19 protein-coding genes are annotated in these 14,241 nt (G+C 62.3%); 7 read left to right on the forward strand and 12 right to left on the reverse strand.

Features of this window, described 5'->3' with window-relative positions; genetic code table 11:
• Positions 1-86 precede the first annotated feature (86 nt).
• Positions 87-377, reverse strand: a complete 291-nt coding sequence (locus ACXYMS_RS17620) for a YkvA family protein (protein ID WP_458908150.1) — start codon at positions 375-377, stop codon at positions 87-89.
• A 277-nt stretch (positions 378-654) separates the two neighbouring features.
• On the opposite strand from ACXYMS_RS17620, the gene ispG reads away from it, so the two are divergent.
• Together ispG and ACXYMS_RS17630 are read left to right on the forward strand one after the other, a co-directional pair.
• Entirely contained in the window at positions 655-1,896 is a 1,242-nt protein-coding gene (ispG, locus tag ACXYMS_RS17625) for a flavodoxin-dependent (E)-4-hydroxy-3-methylbut-2-enyl-diphosphate synthase (RefSeq protein WP_458908151.1), read from the forward strand.
• Between the two features lie 143 nt (positions 1,897-2,039).
• Entirely contained in the window at positions 2,040-2,891 is an 852-nt protein-coding gene (locus ACXYMS_RS17630; RefSeq protein ID WP_458908152.1) for an SH3 domain-containing protein, read from the forward strand.
• A gap of 49 nt (positions 2,892-2,940) precedes the next feature.
• On the opposite strand, the gene ACXYMS_RS17635 is transcribed toward ACXYMS_RS17630, so the two are convergent.
• The 6 genes from ACXYMS_RS17635 to ACXYMS_RS17660 form a co-directional block, all read right to left on the reverse strand.
• Positions 2,941-3,384 (reverse strand): PACE efflux transporter, encoded by a 444-nt coding sequence (locus tag ACXYMS_RS17635; RefSeq protein WP_458908153.1) that lies wholly within the window; start codon positions 3,382-3,384, stop codon positions 2,941-2,943.
• A gap of 127 nt (positions 3,385-3,511) precedes the next feature.
• Positions 3,512-4,129, reverse strand: a complete 618-nt coding sequence (locus ACXYMS_RS17640) for a class I SAM-dependent methyltransferase (protein WP_458908154.1) — start codon at positions 4,127-4,129, stop codon at positions 3,512-3,514.
• A complete protein-coding gene (locus ACXYMS_RS17645) occupies positions 4,126-4,524 on the reverse strand; it encodes a hypothetical protein (protein WP_458908155.1) in 399 nt (132 codons plus the stop codon). Before ACXYMS_RS17645 ends, ACXYMS_RS17640 begins: the two co-directional genes overlap by 4 nt.
• Positions 4,525-5,001, reverse strand: a complete 477-nt coding sequence (locus ACXYMS_RS17650) for a YbaK/EbsC family protein (protein WP_458908156.1) — start codon at positions 4,999-5,001, stop codon at positions 4,525-4,527.
• A gap of 9 nt (positions 5,002-5,010) precedes the next feature.
• Positions 5,011-5,652 (reverse strand): MOSC domain-containing protein, encoded by a 642-nt coding sequence (locus ACXYMS_RS17655; RefSeq protein ID WP_458908157.1) that lies wholly within the window; start codon positions 5,650-5,652, stop codon positions 5,011-5,013.
• 3 nt (positions 5,653-5,655) lie between these two features.
• Positions 5,656-6,558: a polyprenyl synthetase family protein gene (locus ACXYMS_RS17660; RefSeq protein WP_458908159.1), complete on the reverse strand. Its 903-nt coding sequence runs from the start codon at positions 6,556-6,558 to the stop codon at positions 5,656-5,658.
• 203 nt (positions 6,559-6,761) lie between these two features.
• Here ACXYMS_RS17660 and ACXYMS_RS17665 point away from each other — a divergent pair, with 203 nt between their 5' ends.
• The 3 genes from ACXYMS_RS17665 (at position 6,762) to fumC (ending at position 9,313) form a co-directional block, all read left to right on the forward strand.
• Positions 6,762-7,472: a transglycosylase domain-containing protein gene (locus ACXYMS_RS17665; RefSeq protein ID WP_458908160.1), complete on the forward strand. Its 711-nt coding sequence runs from the start codon at positions 6,762-6,764 to the stop codon at positions 7,470-7,472.
• A 137-nt stretch (positions 7,473-7,609) separates the two neighbouring features.
• A complete protein-coding gene (rpmF, locus tag ACXYMS_RS17670) occupies positions 7,610-7,789 on the forward strand; it encodes a 50S ribosomal protein L32 (protein WP_458908161.1) in 180 nt (59 codons plus the stop codon).
• Between the two features lie 123 nt (positions 7,790-7,912).
• Complete coding sequence (gene fumC, locus ACXYMS_RS17675) at positions 7,913-9,313, forward strand: class II fumarate hydratase (RefSeq protein WP_458908162.1); 1,401 nt, start codon at positions 7,913-7,915, stop codon at positions 9,311-9,313.
• A 63-nt stretch (positions 9,314-9,376) separates the two neighbouring features.
• Here fumC and ACXYMS_RS17680 read toward each other — a convergent pair whose 3' ends face one another.
• The 3 genes from ACXYMS_RS17680 to ACXYMS_RS17690 form a co-directional block, all read right to left on the reverse strand.
• Positions 9,377-9,967: a DUF1989 domain-containing protein gene (locus tag ACXYMS_RS17680; protein WP_458908163.1), complete on the reverse strand. Its 591-nt coding sequence runs from the start codon at positions 9,965-9,967 to the stop codon at positions 9,377-9,379.
• Positions 9,967-10,668: a guanitoxin biosynthesis heme-dependent pre-guanitoxin N-hydroxylase GntA gene (gene gntA, locus ACXYMS_RS17685; RefSeq protein WP_458908164.1), complete on the reverse strand. Its 702-nt coding sequence runs from the start codon at positions 10,666-10,668 to the stop codon at positions 9,967-9,969. The genes ACXYMS_RS17680 and gntA overlap by 1 nt, the downstream gene beginning before the upstream one ends.
• 94 nt (positions 10,669-10,762) lie before the next feature.
• Positions 10,763-11,245 carry a VOC family protein gene (locus tag ACXYMS_RS17690; RefSeq protein ID WP_458908165.1) on the reverse strand — a complete coding sequence of 161 codons (483 nt, stop codon included), beginning with the start codon at positions 11,243-11,245 and terminating at the stop codon, positions 10,763-10,765.
• Positions 11,246-11,426: 181 nt separating this feature from the next.
• On the opposite strand from ACXYMS_RS17690, the gene ACXYMS_RS17695 reads away from it, so the two are divergent.
• Positions 11,427-11,879 carry a hypothetical protein gene (locus ACXYMS_RS17695; protein WP_458908166.1) on the forward strand — a complete coding sequence of 151 codons (453 nt, stop codon included), beginning with the start codon at positions 11,427-11,429 and terminating at the stop codon, positions 11,877-11,879.
• Between the two features lie 9 nt (positions 11,880-11,888).
• On the opposite strand, the gene ACXYMS_RS17700 is transcribed toward ACXYMS_RS17695, so the two are convergent.
• Both ACXYMS_RS17700 and gloB read right to left on the reverse strand, forming a co-directional pair.
• Entirely contained in the window at positions 11,889-12,149 is a 261-nt protein-coding gene (locus tag ACXYMS_RS17700) for a hypothetical protein (protein WP_458908167.1), read from the reverse strand.
• A gap of 148 nt (positions 12,150-12,297) precedes the next feature.
• On the reverse strand, positions 12,298-13,065 hold the full coding sequence (gloB, locus tag ACXYMS_RS17705; protein ID WP_458908168.1) for a hydroxyacylglutathione hydrolase: 768 nt from the start codon (positions 13,063-13,065) through the stop codon (positions 12,298-12,300).
• A gap of 101 nt (positions 13,066-13,166) precedes the next feature.
• On the opposite strand from gloB, the gene ACXYMS_RS17710 reads away from it, so the two are divergent.
• Positions 13,167-13,898, forward strand: coding sequence for a class I SAM-dependent methyltransferase (locus ACXYMS_RS17710; RefSeq protein ID WP_458908169.1), 732 nt, complete (start codon positions 13,167-13,169; stop codon positions 13,896-13,898).
• The last annotated feature ends 343 nt before the right edge of the window (positions 13,899-14,241 follow it).

Here is a 14,241-nt window from a genome sequence, read left to right on the forward strand (position 1 = left end):
CACAGACAGCGCCACGTCATTCGCGTCGATATAGGCCTTCGGATCAAATCCGAGGGCGGCGCGGTGAATAAGGCTTCATTGGCGCCTCAGCGCCGCCGCGCATTGCCATCGACGGTCTTGCCGTGCTTTTCGGCATAGGCTGGCACTGGCAAGCGGGAAACGATCCAGCTCACCATCATCGGGACCAGGACAATATCATCGATCCAGCCCGCAAGCGGGATGAAGTCGGGGATGATGTCGATGGGGTTCACCAGATAGAAGGCGGCAAACAGCGTTGCGGCCTTCAGATGAAGCGGGGTGTGCGGCGACCAGAAGGCCTTCCAGAGCTGCACGACTTCCTTGCGGAACAGAATGAGGCGGGGGAGGAGCATGTTCATCATGTCTCCTAAATGGCCCTGCCTGTACCTCGGTTCAAGGTCGCCCGATCACAAGTGCGGCAGGGCAATCCCGGGCCATCCCGCCTCGTGGAGCGCGATCGGCGTGGATGGCGATGTTGCCGGTGAGCTTTTGGGCAGATGCCGGCATTGTCGAATTGCGGCAAGCAGCAGGCGAATGAAAATCTGGCGCAAGGGCCCTCCCTCCCTGATCACGCAAGCGTAACATTGCGTCTCTAGTCTTGGGGGCTTATCTGTGGCGCAAAGACGAGGTGTTGTTATGGCGGGGCCAGCGCTGCGCAGGCAATCAGTGGGTGTGGATGTAGGTGGCGTCGCGGTGGGCGGCGGCGCCCCGGTGGTCGTGCAATCCATGACCAATACGGATACCGCCGACATCGATGCGACGGTCAAGCAGGTGATGCAGTTGGCCCGCGCCGGCTCGGAAATCGTGCGCATCACGGTCGACCGCGACGAGAGTGCTGCCGCCGTCCCCATTATCCGCGACCGCCTCGCCTCCATGGGCTATGACGTGCCGCTGGTGGGCGATTTCCACTATATCGGCCACAAGCTCCTCACCGACCATCCGGCCTGTGCCGAGGCTTTGGCGAAGTATCGCATCAATCCGGGAAATGTTGGTTTCAAGGCCAAGCGCGATACGCAGTTCTCGACCCTGATCGACATTGCCAATCGCTACGGCAAGCCGGTGCGTATCGGGGTGAACTGGGGATCGCTCGACGAGGAGCTGCTGACCAGACTGATGGATGAGAACGCCGTCTCGCCCAATCCCATCTCGGCCGCCGCCGTGCAACGCGAGGCGATCATCCAGTCGGCGCTGCTCTCGGCGCAGCGGGCCGAGGCGTTGGGCATGGGCCGCGACAGGATCATTCTCTCGACCAAGGTCTCGGACGTCCAGCATCTGATCGCGGTCTATCAGGACCTGGCAGCGCGCTGCGATTATGCGCTGCATCTGGGGCTGACCGAAGCGGGCATGGGGTCCAAGGGCATCGTCGCTTCCTCGGCAGCGCTCGGTATCTTGCTGCAGCAGGGCATTGGCGACACGATCCGCATTTCATTGACGCCGGAGCCGGGCGGCGACCGCACGACCGAGGTCAAGGTGGCGCAGGAACTGCTGCAGACCATGGGCTTCCGTCAGTTCCTGCCGGTCGTGGCGGCCTGTCCCGGTTGCGGGCGCACCACATCCACCACTTTCCAGCATCTGGCGAAGGACATCCAGGACCATCTCAATATTTCGATGCCCGAATGGCGCGAGCGCTATCCTGGGGTCGAGACGTTGTCGGTCGCCGTCATGGGCTGCATCGTCAATGGTCCAGGCGAGAGCAAGCATGCCAATATCGGCATTTCCCTGCCTGGCACGGGTGAAAGTCCGGCGGCGCCGGTCTTTGTCGATGGGCAGAAGGTCGCGACCCTCAGGGGCGCAGACGTGGCAGACCAGTTCAAGGTCATGGTGGCCGATTACATCGAAAAGAAGTTTGGCGCGGGCCGGCAGAACGCGGCGGAATAAGCTTTCGTGCTTTGACCTACCCCGCCGGTCAACAGCCGAGACTTCTCGCGTCCGGTCACGCTTCGGTGAGGATGGAACTCCTGCGGTATTTGTCAATTGGCTCCTCCTAAGGGGCGGACGCAACCGATCCAGGAGGAACGACAATGTCGTCAGCTAAATCTATCATCAAAACTGCCTGCTTGGCGCTTGGGCTCAGCCTTGTAGGCACAGCGGCAGCCCAGGCTGCTCAATCCACCGCGTCACTCAATGTCCGGTCCGGGCCGAGCACCAGCTATGGCGTGGTCGATGTTCTCTACCAGGGGGAGAACGTAAACGTCGAACAATGCCGCTCCGGCTGGTGCCGCATCAACCATAGCGGACCGGACGGCTGGGTTTCGGCGCGCTATCTCACTGATCGCGGCGATGGCGGGCAGCAGGATTCCGGTTCCAACACAGGTATCTCAGGCGATGCCCGCGCCACCGTGTCTCTCAATGTGCGCTCAGGTCCAGGTGTTCGCTACCGCGCCGTGGACGTGCTGGACCGCGGCGAGCGGGTAGAGGTTGAGCGCTGTCAGTCCGGCTGGTGCCGCATCAGCCATAGCGGACCTGACGGATGGGTATCAGCACGCTACCTTTCCAATACCGGCGGCGGTAGCAGCGGCGGCGACCGGAATGATGGTCCAGATATCGGTTTCAGCATCAGCACCCCGAACTTCTCATTTTCCATCGGAAATGGTGGAAGCTTCGATCCGCGCCCGGGCCGTCCCAGTGGAGAGGTCTGCTTCTATGAAGATTTCGACTATCGCGGCGCCAGTTTCTGCGCCACGCCAGGCACCCGCTATACCAGCCTGAACCGCTTCAATGATCGCATTTCCTCCATCCGGGTGCGCGGCGACGTGCAGGTCCAGGTTTGCGAGGACAATAATTTCCGCGGTCGCTGTGCGGTGCTTGATCGGAGCCGGAGCAGTCTGGATGGGCGCAATAACGACATCATCTCGTCGATCCGCGTGCGGTAAACGCGGCAGATGCTGTCAGCAGGACCAGCCGGTACAACCGGCTGGTCTTTTATTGTGACTGCTGAGTTTGTGACTTCTGCCATTCCGGTAACGGAAACAGCCGGTCATAGGCCCAGTTATAGACCAGCGCATAGGCCATGTAGAACAGGGCAAAGGCCAGGTCCATGACCAGCGCCTCCCAGAGCGTAATGCCCAGATAGAGCGCGATCAGCGGCATCAGCATGAGCAGGAGGCCCAGTTCGAACAGCACGGCATGGGCGACGCGCAGGGCCGGTGTCTTGAGCGTGGTGCCGCGCCGGGCCTGCATCAGCTTGTCGAAGCCGAGATTGAACACATAGTTCCAGCCCATGGCCAGGGTGGCACTGCCGATGACGATGATAGCGCTGTCGCCGGCGTGGAGATGAAACACGACGGCGCCCAGGGGCGTCGCCAGCAGAATGCCGATGATTTCGAATAGAAGCGCGTGACGGATACGGTCGGCGGTGGTTCGCATGGAAAGCTCCATGAGTTCCGGGCCGTCCCGAACGCTGAACCCGAAATGGGGGAGGTCGTCCTCGCTGAGCCGGGATATAGAGCGCTCCGCAATTTGGGGCAAGGCCGGGCACGGCATATCCGACGGCCTAGGGATGCAGGGCAAAGATGCCGGCCCGCACCGGGCCGTTGCTGCCCATGTCCGGCACCTGGTATTCGGTCAGCAGCTTCAGCCGGTCCAGTGGCAGATCGCGGCGGAAGGGGTCGCCGATGACGACAGTCGCGCCGCGCGCGGCCGACTGGGTCAGGATGGGCAGGGTGCGGTCCACAACCTCGGGCAGGTAGAAGATATCACCGGCCAGGACCACATCGGCCTGGGGCCATTCCGCGCCAGTCCAGAGCGGCAGGTCCACCCCGTTGGCTTCGGCATTGAGCCGCAGCGCTACCTGGCCAACAGGATCAGTTTCAATGGCCCAGGCACAGGCCGCGCCGGCCTTCAGCGCGGCAATGCCGACCAGGCCTGATCCGGCGCCGAAGTCGAGCACGGTCCGGCCCAGGACCAGTTCGGGATGATCGCGGAGGTAGAGCGCCAGCACGGCGCCGCCGCCCCAGGCATAGGCCCAATAGGGCGGCGCTTCGTCATGCCCTTCTGCGGCCAGCCAGCCATTGAGGCCGCTCCGGGGTGTAGGGGAATAGAGGGAAATGTCAGGGCGAAAAGGCAGGGGCTTCAACGTCAGACGCTGGCGGATAAACTCGAAGGAGTTCACTGCAGGTGCCGCGTGCGCAGAAACAACAAGAGGCAGAGCGCAATGTTGATTGCAGGGAGCATCAAGTACGCGATGAGGATAAACCAGATGACATCAGTGCTCTGGGCGTAGTCAGCATAGTCAGGACCACATGGCGTTTGGAAGAAGATGGTGTCGAACCAGATTCCAAAGGTCAGCGCTACGGTTACCATCAGCACCAGACCCGTTGAAAGGGGCCTGGCGCACCTTGGATTTAGCAGCAGCGCCCTGAGCAGCATCACGAAGCAGAGAACAAGCAGCGGGGACGAGAGAAAGCTGCCAGCAACTGCGCTGTCGCTGTCTCCCATTGTGCAGGTGGCTGCGTGGCCGAGCACTTGCAGCGGAAGCGCCAGCGATGCAGCGACCAGCGCAATCATCTAGTCAGCATCCTCCGGCGGCTGGCACGCATCGACCCATTGATTACCGCAGAGTTCGGCAAGGCGCTCGACAGAAAGCCTGACCGAGGAATGGGTATCGCCCGCGGCCGGAATGACGAGGTCATAAATCCGAAGCGAGGTATCCAGGTAGATCGGCAGCGGCGCGGGCAGACCGAAGGGGCAAACCCCGCCCACCTGGTGGCTGGTCAGACGCAATACGTCCTCGGCGCCCAGCATGCGGGGCCGGCCGCCCAAGGCGGCCTTCGATTTCTGATTGTCCAGCCGGGCATCGCCCCGTGTCACCAGCAGGACTTCCCCGCCATTGACCCGGATGCACAGCGTCTTGGCGATCTGCCCGGGCTCGACGCCATGGACCTCGGCTGCGAGCTGGACGGTGGCGGTGGACGCATCGGTGACGATGACGTCGAGGTCAGGGGCGCGGGTGGCCAGATCGGCGCGAACGGTATCGAGGCTCATGGGTGACCTTTAGAACAATCGCGCCAGGCGCTCTTCATAATCGGCGCGCATCTTGTAGTGGATGGGTGTCTTGAGCACGCGTTGCATCAGCTCGGGTTCGATGTCGCGTTCGCCCTCGAGCGCCAGCAGCTGACTGACAGTGATGCGATCGCCCGCAAAAGGGACGTGCAGCACCGGCTCGCCGGTGCGTACCGCCCCTGCCTCGATCACCCGGCAATAGGCGCCCGGCCGGCCCGCCTTGAAGAACTGCTTCACCCAGGCTGGACTGCCCATGCGCAGAGCGAAGGTCTTGCAAGGGGTGCGGTGGGAGGTGACCTCGATCACGACCTCGTCGATCTCGAAGCGATCGCCGATGCAGACGCCGCGGCCTTCGACGCCGCCAATGGTGAAGTTTTCCCCGAACGTGCCGGGGGCAATGTCGCGTTCCAGCGCCTTGCTCCAATAGGCGTAGTCGTCGGCAAAATAGAGATAGACGGCCTGGTCGACCCCGCCATGATGCTTGCGGTTCAGGATAGCGTCCCCCTCCAGACCCTGTCGGGTGATCTCCACTTCAATGTCGTCCGCAACCGGTTCCTTGTAGATGCCGGTCATGGCGGATTTGGTGGGGATAGGCCGGGGCTGGCCGATATTGATGCTTTGCAGAATGGCCATGATCTATTTCTCCCGGCTGGCGAAGTAGCGCGCGGTGGCCCGCAATCCGTCGGCTCGGGGACCGAAGGTGCGCAGCGCCGAGAGCGCGTCATTGACGATGGTGTCGAGCATTCGTCGGGCGCCATCAAGGCCGAGCCGAGCCACGATGGTCTGCTTGCCCAGGGTTGCATCCTTGCCGGTCGCCTTGCCCATGGCTTCGGATGTAGCGGTCACGTCGAGAATGTCGTCGGCGAGCTGGAAAGCGCGTCCGGCGGCCTCGGCATAGGCGGTCAGAGCAGAGAGCGCACGCAGGTCGGCGCCACCCAGAATGGCACCCATGCGCACCGAGGCCCGGATCAGTGCGCCGGTCTTCATGGCCTGCATGATGGCGATGTCGGCTTCAGAAAAGCCGCCCTTCTCGCCCTCGATATCGCGCATCTGCCCGCCCACCATGCCACCGGCGCCGCTGCCGGCGGCCAGTTCGGCAACCATGCGAACGCGCACCTCTGCATCGGGATGGCATTGGGGATCGGCCAGCATGGCAAAGGCGTGCGTAAGAAGGGCGTCGCCGGCGAGGATTGCCGTGGCCTCGTCAAAGGCCTTGTGCACGGTCGGGCGGCCACGGCGCAAATCGTCATCGTCCATGGAAGGCAGGTCGTCATGGATCAGCGAATAGCAATGCACCATTTCCACGGCGAGGCCGGCATTGAGGGCTGTCTCGCGCGGGACCGAAAAGATCGCGGCGGCCTGGCGCAGCAGCAGCGGCCGCAGCCGCTTGCCGCCTTCAAGGCTTCCATGGCGCATGGCAGCCACGATCCGCTCGGCCGCCGGACCGGGGCCGGAAAGCCGCGCGCCGCTGAGAAAATCTGTCAGCCCTGCCTCGATGGCACGGGCGCAATCGGCGCTGTCGGCAGAGAAGTCGTACATGGGCATGTTGCTAGCCCGGCGCGAGGAGCGGAGCAATACCCCTCGCCTGTCTCGGCCTGCGCCCGATCCACCCTCTCCTACAAGGGGCGAGGGGTGGACCGGTGCCCGTTCAACGCGGTGCCCCTTTTCCCGTTGTTGAGAGAAGGTGCCGAAGGGCGGATGAGGGGATTACTTCCTCAAGCTCAAGCGATAATGAAAGCACCATGGCCCGGCGCAAGAAGACCATCTGGCGGTTTGTCCGCATTCCCCTCGGCATTCTTGCTGTGCTGTTTGCCATTCCACTGGTGCTGACCCCGCTCTATTTAGTCGTGCAGCCGGTCTCGGTGCATATGTTGTCCCGCATGCTGACCGGCCAGAACGTGACGCGCGAATGGCGCGATATCGACGAGATTTCCGACCGGCTCAAGGCCGCGGTAATTCTCTCGGAGGATGGCCAGTTCTGCCGTCACTGGGGTGTCGACGTGGCAGCGCTGCGCGAGGAAGTCGATAATTTTCTTGCCGGTCGGGAGACCCGTGGCGCCTCGACGCTGACCATGCAGGTGGCGCGGAACCTCTTTCTCTGGAACCAGCAAAGCGCCATCCGCAAGGGGCTCGAGGTGCCCCTGGCGCTCTATATCGATCTGGTCCTGCCCAAGAAGCGGATCATGGAAATCTATCTCAACATTGCCGAATGGGGGCCGGCGGGCGAATTCGGCGTCGCGGCCGGATCGCTGCGGGCCTTTGGGCGCGAGCCGCAGAACCTCGACTGGTCGACGGCGAGCCTCCTCGCGGTCACCCTGCCCAATCCCATCCTGCGTAATCCGGCGCGGCCCAATGCCGGTCTCCAGCGCGTTGCCGGCATTGTCGAAGACCGCGCGCGCCAGTATGGGGAACGAGCGGCCTGCGTGGGCAAGAATGGACAATTGTCGCTCTAGGGCCAGTTCGCGCAGAAACCGCAGCAGAAGCCCCTAGCCAAGCCCGTTATTCTCCTCTATAGACCCCACCAATCCTGACAGAGCACGTCTCTGGCCGCTTTTGGCGGCGCAACGATTTTGAATTCGGAGTACCGACCATGGCAGTGCCAAAACGCAAGACCTCGCCGATGAAGCGCGGCTTCCGCCGTTCGCACGACGCGATCGCCAACCCCACCTATGTCGAAGACAAGGATTCGGGTGAGCTGCGTCGTCCGCATCATGTCGACCTCAAGACCGGCATGTATCGCGGCCGCCAGATTCTCGCGGCAAAGAAGTAAGCCGAAAGGCGAGCGGGCGCTGATGCGCTTTATCTGATATTTCAGCGGCCGGCCCCCAAAAGGGTCGGCCGTTTTGTTTTTCCAGCCGCCACGGATGGGCGGCCAAACCGGAGCAGGGCAATCATGAGCATGCGCGTCGAATCGGACACCATGGGCAATATCGAGGTTCCGAACGATAAGTATTATGGCGCGCAGACGGCCCGGAGCCTCATGAATTTCGATATCGGCGGGGAAAAGATGCCTACCGAGATCATCACGGCCTTCGGCATCCTCAAGAAGGCTGCGGCCCTCGCCAATCACAAGCTGGGCCTGATGGACGAAGCGACCCGCGACCTTGTGGTCGCTGCCGCCGACGAGGTGATCGAGGGCAAGCTCACGGATCATTTTCCGTTGGTGGTCTGGCAGACCGGTTCGGGCACCCAGTCCAACATGAATGTCAACGAGGTCATCTCCAACCGCGCCATCGAGATGGCCGGCGGCACCATGGGCAGTAAAAAGCCCGTGCACCCCAATGACCACGTCAATATGAGCCAGAGCTCCAACGACACCTATCCCACTGCCATGCATATCGCGGCGGTCGAGGCCGTCGAGGGCTATCTCTATCAGCGCGTGCTGCTGCTGCGCGACACGCTGGCCAAGAAGGCCGATGACTTCATGGATGTGGTCAAGATCGGCCGCACGCATCTGCAGGATGCGACGCCGCTGACCCTGGGCCAGGAAATATCGGGCTGGGTGGCGCAGATCGATTATGCGCTGGCGGCGATCAAGGCCACCATGCCGCAATTGAAGGAACTGGCGCTAGGCGGCACAGCCGTTGGCACGGGACTCAATGCGCATCCCGATTATGCCGTCACCGTTGCGGCCGAGATTGCCACGCTGACCGGCCGCGACTTCGTCACCGGCCCCAACAAGTTCGCGCTGCTGGCCGGGCATGACGCCTTTGTGGGGTCTTCAGGGGCTTTGAAGCAACTGGCCGTGGCCTTCATGAAGATCGCCAATGACGTGCGCTGGCTGGCCTCGGGCCCGCGCTCGGGCCTTGGTGAAATCGTGATCCCGGAAAACGAGCCTGGAAGCTCGATCATGCCGGGCAAGGTCAATCCGACGCAGTCCGAAGCCATGACCATGGTGGTGGCGCAGGTGATGGGCAATGACGCCGCCATCGGCTTTGCCGCATCACAGGGCAATTTCGAGCTTAATGTGTTCAAGCCAGTTATCGCCTACAATTTCCTGCAGTCGGTGCGCCTCCTCGCAGATGCGGCCAAGAGCTTCAACGACAATTGCGCCGTCGGGATCGAGCCCGATCACAAGCGCATCAAGCAGCTGGTCGACCAGTCCCTGATGCTGGTGACCGCGCTCAACCGCCGCATCGGGTATGACAATGCCGCCAAGATCGCCAAGACCGCCCACAAGAACGGCACGACTCTCAAGGAGGAAGCCATCAATCTGGGCCTGTTGACGGCGGAAGAGTTCGACGCCGAAGTGAAGCCCGAACAGATGGTGGGGCCGCTCAAGCTCAAAGCCTGATCGCTTCCTGGGTTTCAGCATCGGACCCGCGCACGCTTTTCTGCCTGGAGCGGGTCAGCGCGCTCAGGCGTCCTCGATGCGGTAGTGAATGGGTTTGAAAGTGCCGCCATTGCTTGCCGGCGCCGAGCAGGCCGTGAGACCGATCACAAGGTTCATCCGGGCGCGGAAGCGAATGTAGTCACCGGCTTTGCTCAAGGGGGGCAGGACCTTGAATCGTCCGGTTTCGCCGTCCACCGGTACGTTCATGAAACAATTGAAGGCAACCGGAATCGCGTCCTCGGCGATGCCCCAGGGTTCGAGCGCGTGATGGAGATTGCCGTGGCAGCCCTGATGAGGTGGCTCGTTATCGTAGCACAGGCGAAACGTTGCTTCGCTACAGGGGGTGAGAAGGAAGTCGTGCCGGCCCACCTGATCCTCCATGATTTCGAGCATGATATTGGACCGGTTTGAATAGAGCTTGTGGCCGGTCGTCAGGTAGATCGTTTCGGCATAGTCGAGGGTGCGGCCCGAGGACAACATCTCCGCCGTGTCGGCCAGCGAAATCGCCAGGAGGTCAGCGACCTGACCGCCGAGCGGATCGATGACGGTCAATATCTGGTCTTGTCCAAGCTCGAATGCCCTGCCCGATCTCGGGGGTATGACTTGAGCCTCCATCAGTGCCGGCCCTCCTGCGCCAAGGGATCGGTGGATTCAGGTTTTTCTGGCTGGCGGTGGTAGGGGCAAGACCAGTTTTCGGACACGGCCCGCCCGCTATATTGACGGGCTTCGGATGTCGAGCCGTGGCGCGCCAGCATCGGATTGACGCTGCCAGCGAGTTCGACGTCCCGTTCAAGGATCGAGCTGCGGAGCTTCTCGTAACGGTTCTGCGCTCGCAATGTTTCGAACTGGTCGTGCAGATTGAACACCATGGCGGGATGCGCGAACCGCCGGGCCGGCCGGCTGGCTTGCGGATGCAGGCCGACGACGAAAAAGGCCTCGCCCCCGAAACTGAGGGAGAAATGCGGATCGTCGGGATCGGTGCTAACGCGTGGATCGGAACGTTGACCCCGCCAGCTGTCCTTTTCCGTGAGCGATTGCACCCGGTCCCATAAAAAGGCTTCGAACCTGGCCTCATCGAGGTCCAGCGGGCCCTCGAAAATCACTGCAAAGCTGGTGTAGAGGGTGGGCGCGCCCTTATAGTCCCAGGCAAACTGCATAAGCTGATCGTGAATATCGACATCGTTCCAGGCGCTGTCGATACTCCGCGCGACATAGGTTTTGAGCTGGCCCTTGCCCAGTGCCGACTTGGCACCGACACAGGGGAATGCCGGGTCCTTGATGAATTCGACCAAGGCTCGTTCGGATTCGAAAAGCATGACACAACGGGGGCTGACTAAGGTCTTTTAGCAAGACTTCAGCAGACGACCCCGTTCCATCACAACCCGGTGGTGTCGCGATTCTGAATCGGCCTCAGGAGCCCCGTATAGCCGCCTCGATCTTCGCTACGTCGATCTTTTTCATCTCCATCATGGCGTCGAAGGCCCGCTTTGCCCGATCGCCGCCCTGCTGCATGGCCTCGGAGAGGGCGCGAGGCGTGATCTGCCAGGAGATACCCCATTTGTCCCGGCACCACCCGCACATGCTCTCCTCGCCGCCATTGCCGGTGATGGCGTTCCAATAGCGGTCGGTCTCCGCCTGGTCCTCGGTGGCAATCTGCATCGAAAAGGCCTCGGTGTGCTTGAAGGCCGGGCCACCATTGAGTCCGATGCAGGGAATGCCCATCACGGTGAATTCCACAGTCAGCACCGCGCCGGCCTTGGTGGACGGATTGTCGCTAGGCGCGCGATGCACCGCCGTGACCCTGGTATCGGGAAAGGTCGCCGCATAGAAATTGGCCGCGTCCTCGGCGCCCGTATCATACCAGATGCAGATGGTGTTCTTGGCATTTGCCATGGTTCTATCCTCCGGTTGGGGTCCACAAGACCTATTTGGCGGCCGCTCACAAAGGGCTGCCACTGGGGCGACGGACGAGCATTCTCCATTTGAACAGATAGCGCAGCTTTTTTGCAATTTGCTCGCCCTTCCGCCGATGGGAAAGCTCTGGCATGGTGACCGCAGCAAGCCGGAGGCCCAGATGAGCGAAACCGTCATGATGCCAACCCACCATACGCCGCGTCCCCGCAGCAACGGCTTCATCATCCCGCTGCTGGTCGTCCCGTTCCTGATCTACAATCTGGTGGTGTTCCTGCTGTTCGGCGGCAACCCGGTCAATTGGGGCGCCGGGATGTTTTCCATCCCCATGCCCTCGGGCATGCCATGGGCCATCTCCGCCGGGGATTTTCTCCTGGTGGTGGGCATCTTGCTGCTGTTCTTCGAAGTGCTCAAATCCACCAATACCGCGCGCAGCTCGATCATCGAGCACATGCTGTCCATGGTGGTTTTCGTGGCGTTTCTGGTCGAATTCCTGCTGGTGGGCGCGGCTTCCAGCTCGGTCTTCTTCCTGCTTATGGTGATGAGTCTGATCGATGTGGTGGCCGGTTTCACCGTCTCGATCACCAGCGCCAGCCGCGATGTGTCGATGAACTGACGGGCCGCGTCAGACGACGATCGTCTTGCGATAGCCCTGCGGCATGCGACGCTGCGACAACAGCGCAGTCTGGCCATAAGCGCCGATAGCCCCTTCGGCGGTGCCACGACGCCGGGCGCGCTGCGGCGCCATATGCGCCCGTGCGGCCAGCAATTGGCTGACAAAGGCGGCTCCCGCTGCGCTGCGCGCCAGCGACGGGCGCGGCGCGGCAGGACCAATTCGCACGGGCAGACCGGGGCTGAGTGTTTCGCTTTGAGCCAGATCGGACATGGACTGTACCATTTCGGGCCGCCCTGTGCCGGAATGACACAGACCAGGCGGTGCTATACCCCGATAGGGGCAAGCGCCGTGCCAGATGGTAACAGTTTGTTAATGAATTTCGATCCGCAAACATGATCGGTTCACAGCCAATTGTGATTCAGAAGTTGTCCTTGCCCTTGCGGATGGCGGCAAAGACTTCCGCCGGGTTAGCGCCTTCAAGCCCATAATGGCGGGCCAGTTCGGGTGCATCGGCACGCAGGAACGGGTTCGCCCTCTTGTCCTCGCCCAGATTGAAGGGAATGGTCGGCCTGCCGGCTACCCGCAGGGCGTCCACCTCGCCGGCGCGGGCCTGGAGCGCGGCATTGCCGGGATCGATGGACAGGGCAAAGCGGGCATTGCCTTGGGTATATTCGTGCCCGCAATAGACCAGCGTCGCGTCGGGCAGGGCGCGGAGGCGCTTCAACCCCTCCCACATCGGTCCCGGCGTGCCCTCGAACATGCGCCCGACGCCGAGCGAAAATAGCGCATCGGCCGAAAACAGGTGACCGCCCGCCTGATTGTAGAACACGACATGCCCCAGCGTGTGGCCGGGGGTGGCCATCACCGCGAAACGGGTTTCGCCCAGCGTTATGGTGTCCCCATCGCCCACCAGTTCATCAAGACCTTCGATCTTGTCGGCCTCGTCGCGCGGGCCGACCACCCTCGCGCCGAATTCGGCCTTGAGTTCGGGGATGGCTTCGACATGATCGATATGGTGGTGGGTGATGAAGATATCGCTCAGCGTCCAGCCGCGCTGTTGCAATGCCGCGCGGATGGGTCCTGCTTCGGGGGCATCAATGGCGGCGGTGCGGCCAGAGGCCTCGTCATGCACCAGATAGCCGAAATTGTCGCTGCGGGCGGCAAAGACATCCACGATCAGGCCCATCATCACTCTCCTTGAAATGCGTTTGCCGCAAGCTAGGGAGCGTCGCTCGCGATGACAACCGGGGATTGGACAAGTTCACGTGGCTTTGGCACTGTCCGGCCATGACCAGTGATGTCGCCCGCCTCATTGATTACTACAAGTCCCCACTGGGCCGGTTGACCCGGGCGCTGGTGCGCGAACAGGTGATGGACCTGGCGGGAGACCTGCGCGGCCGACGGGTGCTGGGACTGGGCTTCGCCACGCCCTATCTGCGCTTCGCACTGGAGCCAGCGGAGCGGGTGCTGGCCTTCATGCCGGAGCGACAGGGGGCTTCGGCCTGGCCGCGGGAAGGCCCGTCGCGCACGGTATTGTGCGATCCGCTGGAAATGCCGCTGACCGATGCGGCCATCGACATGACGATTGCCATCCATGCGCTCGAGCACATTGCCGATGCCGAGGAACTGATGCGCGAGCTCTGGCGCATCACGGCGCCCAATGGCCATCTGCTGCTGGTGGTTCCAAGGCGCAGGGGTATCTGGGCGCAGCGTGACAACACGCCCTTCGGCCAGGGCAATCCCTATTCGGGCGGGCAGATCGAAAAGTTGTTGCGGGACCACAGCTTCGTGCCAGAGGCGTGGCGCGATGCGCTGTTCCTGCCGCCCTTCCAGTCGCGGCTGGTGATCAAATATCCCCGCTTCTTCGAGCGTTTCGGGCGCCTCTTTGGCCCGGCCATGAGCGGGGTGATCTGCATTCGCGCCCGCAAGGAGGCCTTTCCTGCCGTGCCGCGGCGCAAGAAGGCCGAGCGCTATGTGCGATTGCCGGGCCTGAGCGCGGCGACAGCGCGTAGCGGTTAGACGGGGTTCTGACGGTTCTGAGCCAGCCGTTCCGCCGCGCGCGGCCGCCGTTCCTAATCGAGAAAATCTTATCCCCGGGTCTAAATCCTCCCCCATACTGACACCCATTCCTCTCGTGAAAGGGCGGACTGCAGCGAACGGTTGCGGGAGGGAAAGCCGGGCATGGGGCAGTCGCTTGCGGCCATGGTCTGGTGGGCGGTGGATGAGAGTTCGACCTCTGTCGATGCAAATCGACAGCGACAGCGCGTGCCCCAGGGTGGGCGTGTCGGACAGTTCACCAAGGTCCTGCCTAACGAGAAATCCCGGCGTCCCGAGGCGGCTTCCGTCTCACATTTATTTACTT

Source organism: Devosia sp. CAU 1758, assembly GCF_054482695.1.

What these genes read in the sequence shown, in the direction of transcription:
- ACXYMS_RS17645 (WP_458908155.1), bottom strand. Translation starts at nt 4,524, where the DNA reads ATGATTGCGCTGGTCGCTGCATCGCTGGCGCTTCCGCTGCAAGTGCTC.
- gntA (WP_458908164.1), bottom strand. Translation starts at nt 10,668, where the DNA reads ATGCTTTTCGAATCCGAACGAGCCTTGGTCGAATTCATCAAGGACCCG.
- ACXYMS_RS17680 (WP_458908163.1), bottom strand. Translation starts at nt 9,967, where the DNA reads ATGGAGGCTCAAGTCATACCCCCGAGATCGGGCAGGGCATTCGAGCTT.
- ACXYMS_RS17695 (WP_458908166.1), top strand. Translation starts at nt 11,427, where the DNA reads ATGAGCGAAACCGTCATGATGCCAACCCACCATACGCCGCGTCCCCGC.
- ACXYMS_RS17630 (WP_458908152.1), top strand. Translation starts at nt 2,040, where the DNA reads ATGTCGTCAGCTAAATCTATCATCAAAACTGCCTGCTTGGCGCTTGGG.
- ispG (WP_458908151.1), top strand. Translation starts at nt 655, where the DNA reads ATGGCGGGGCCAGCGCTGCGCAGGCAATCAGTGGGTGTGGATGTAGGT.
- rpmF (WP_458908161.1), top strand. Translation starts at nt 7,610, where the DNA reads ATGGCAGTGCCAAAACGCAAGACCTCGCCGATGAAGCGCGGCTTCCGC.
- fumC (WP_458908162.1), top strand. Translation starts at nt 7,913, where the DNA reads ATGAGCATGCGCGTCGAATCGGACACCATGGGCAATATCGAGGTTCCG.
- ACXYMS_RS17665 (WP_458908160.1), top strand. Translation starts at nt 6,762, where the DNA reads ATGGCCCGGCGCAAGAAGACCATCTGGCGGTTTGTCCGCATTCCCCTC.
- ACXYMS_RS17620 (WP_458908150.1), bottom strand. Translation starts at nt 377, where the DNA reads ATGAACATGCTCCTCCCCCGCCTCATTCTGTTCCGCAAGGAAGTCGTG.
- ACXYMS_RS17650 (WP_458908156.1), bottom strand. Translation starts at nt 5,001, where the DNA reads ATGAGCCTCGATACCGTTCGCGCCGATCTGGCCACCCGCGCCCCTGAC.
- gloB (WP_458908168.1), bottom strand. Translation starts at nt 13,065, where the DNA reads ATGGGCCTGATCGTGGATGTCTTTGCCGCCCGCAGCGACAATTTCGGC.
- ACXYMS_RS17660 (WP_458908159.1), bottom strand. Translation starts at nt 6,558, where the DNA reads ATGTACGACTTCTCTGCCGACAGCGCCGATTGCGCCCGTGCCATCGAG.
- ACXYMS_RS17710 (WP_458908169.1), top strand. Translation starts at nt 13,167, where the DNA reads ATGACCAGTGATGTCGCCCGCCTCATTGATTACTACAAGTCCCCACTG.
- ACXYMS_RS17635 (WP_458908153.1), bottom strand. Translation starts at nt 3,384, where the DNA reads ATGCGAACCACCGCCGACCGTATCCGTCACGCGCTTCTATTCGAAATC.
- ACXYMS_RS17700 (WP_458908167.1), bottom strand. Translation starts at nt 12,149, where the DNA reads ATGTCCGATCTGGCTCAAAGCGAAACACTCAGCCCCGGTCTGCCCGTG.
- ACXYMS_RS17655 (WP_458908157.1), bottom strand. Translation starts at nt 5,652, where the DNA reads ATGGCCATTCTGCAAAGCATCAATATCGGCCAGCCCCGGCCTATCCCC.
- ACXYMS_RS17690 (WP_458908165.1), bottom strand. Translation starts at nt 11,245, where the DNA reads ATGGCAAATGCCAAGAACACCATCTGCATCTGGTATGATACGGGCGCC.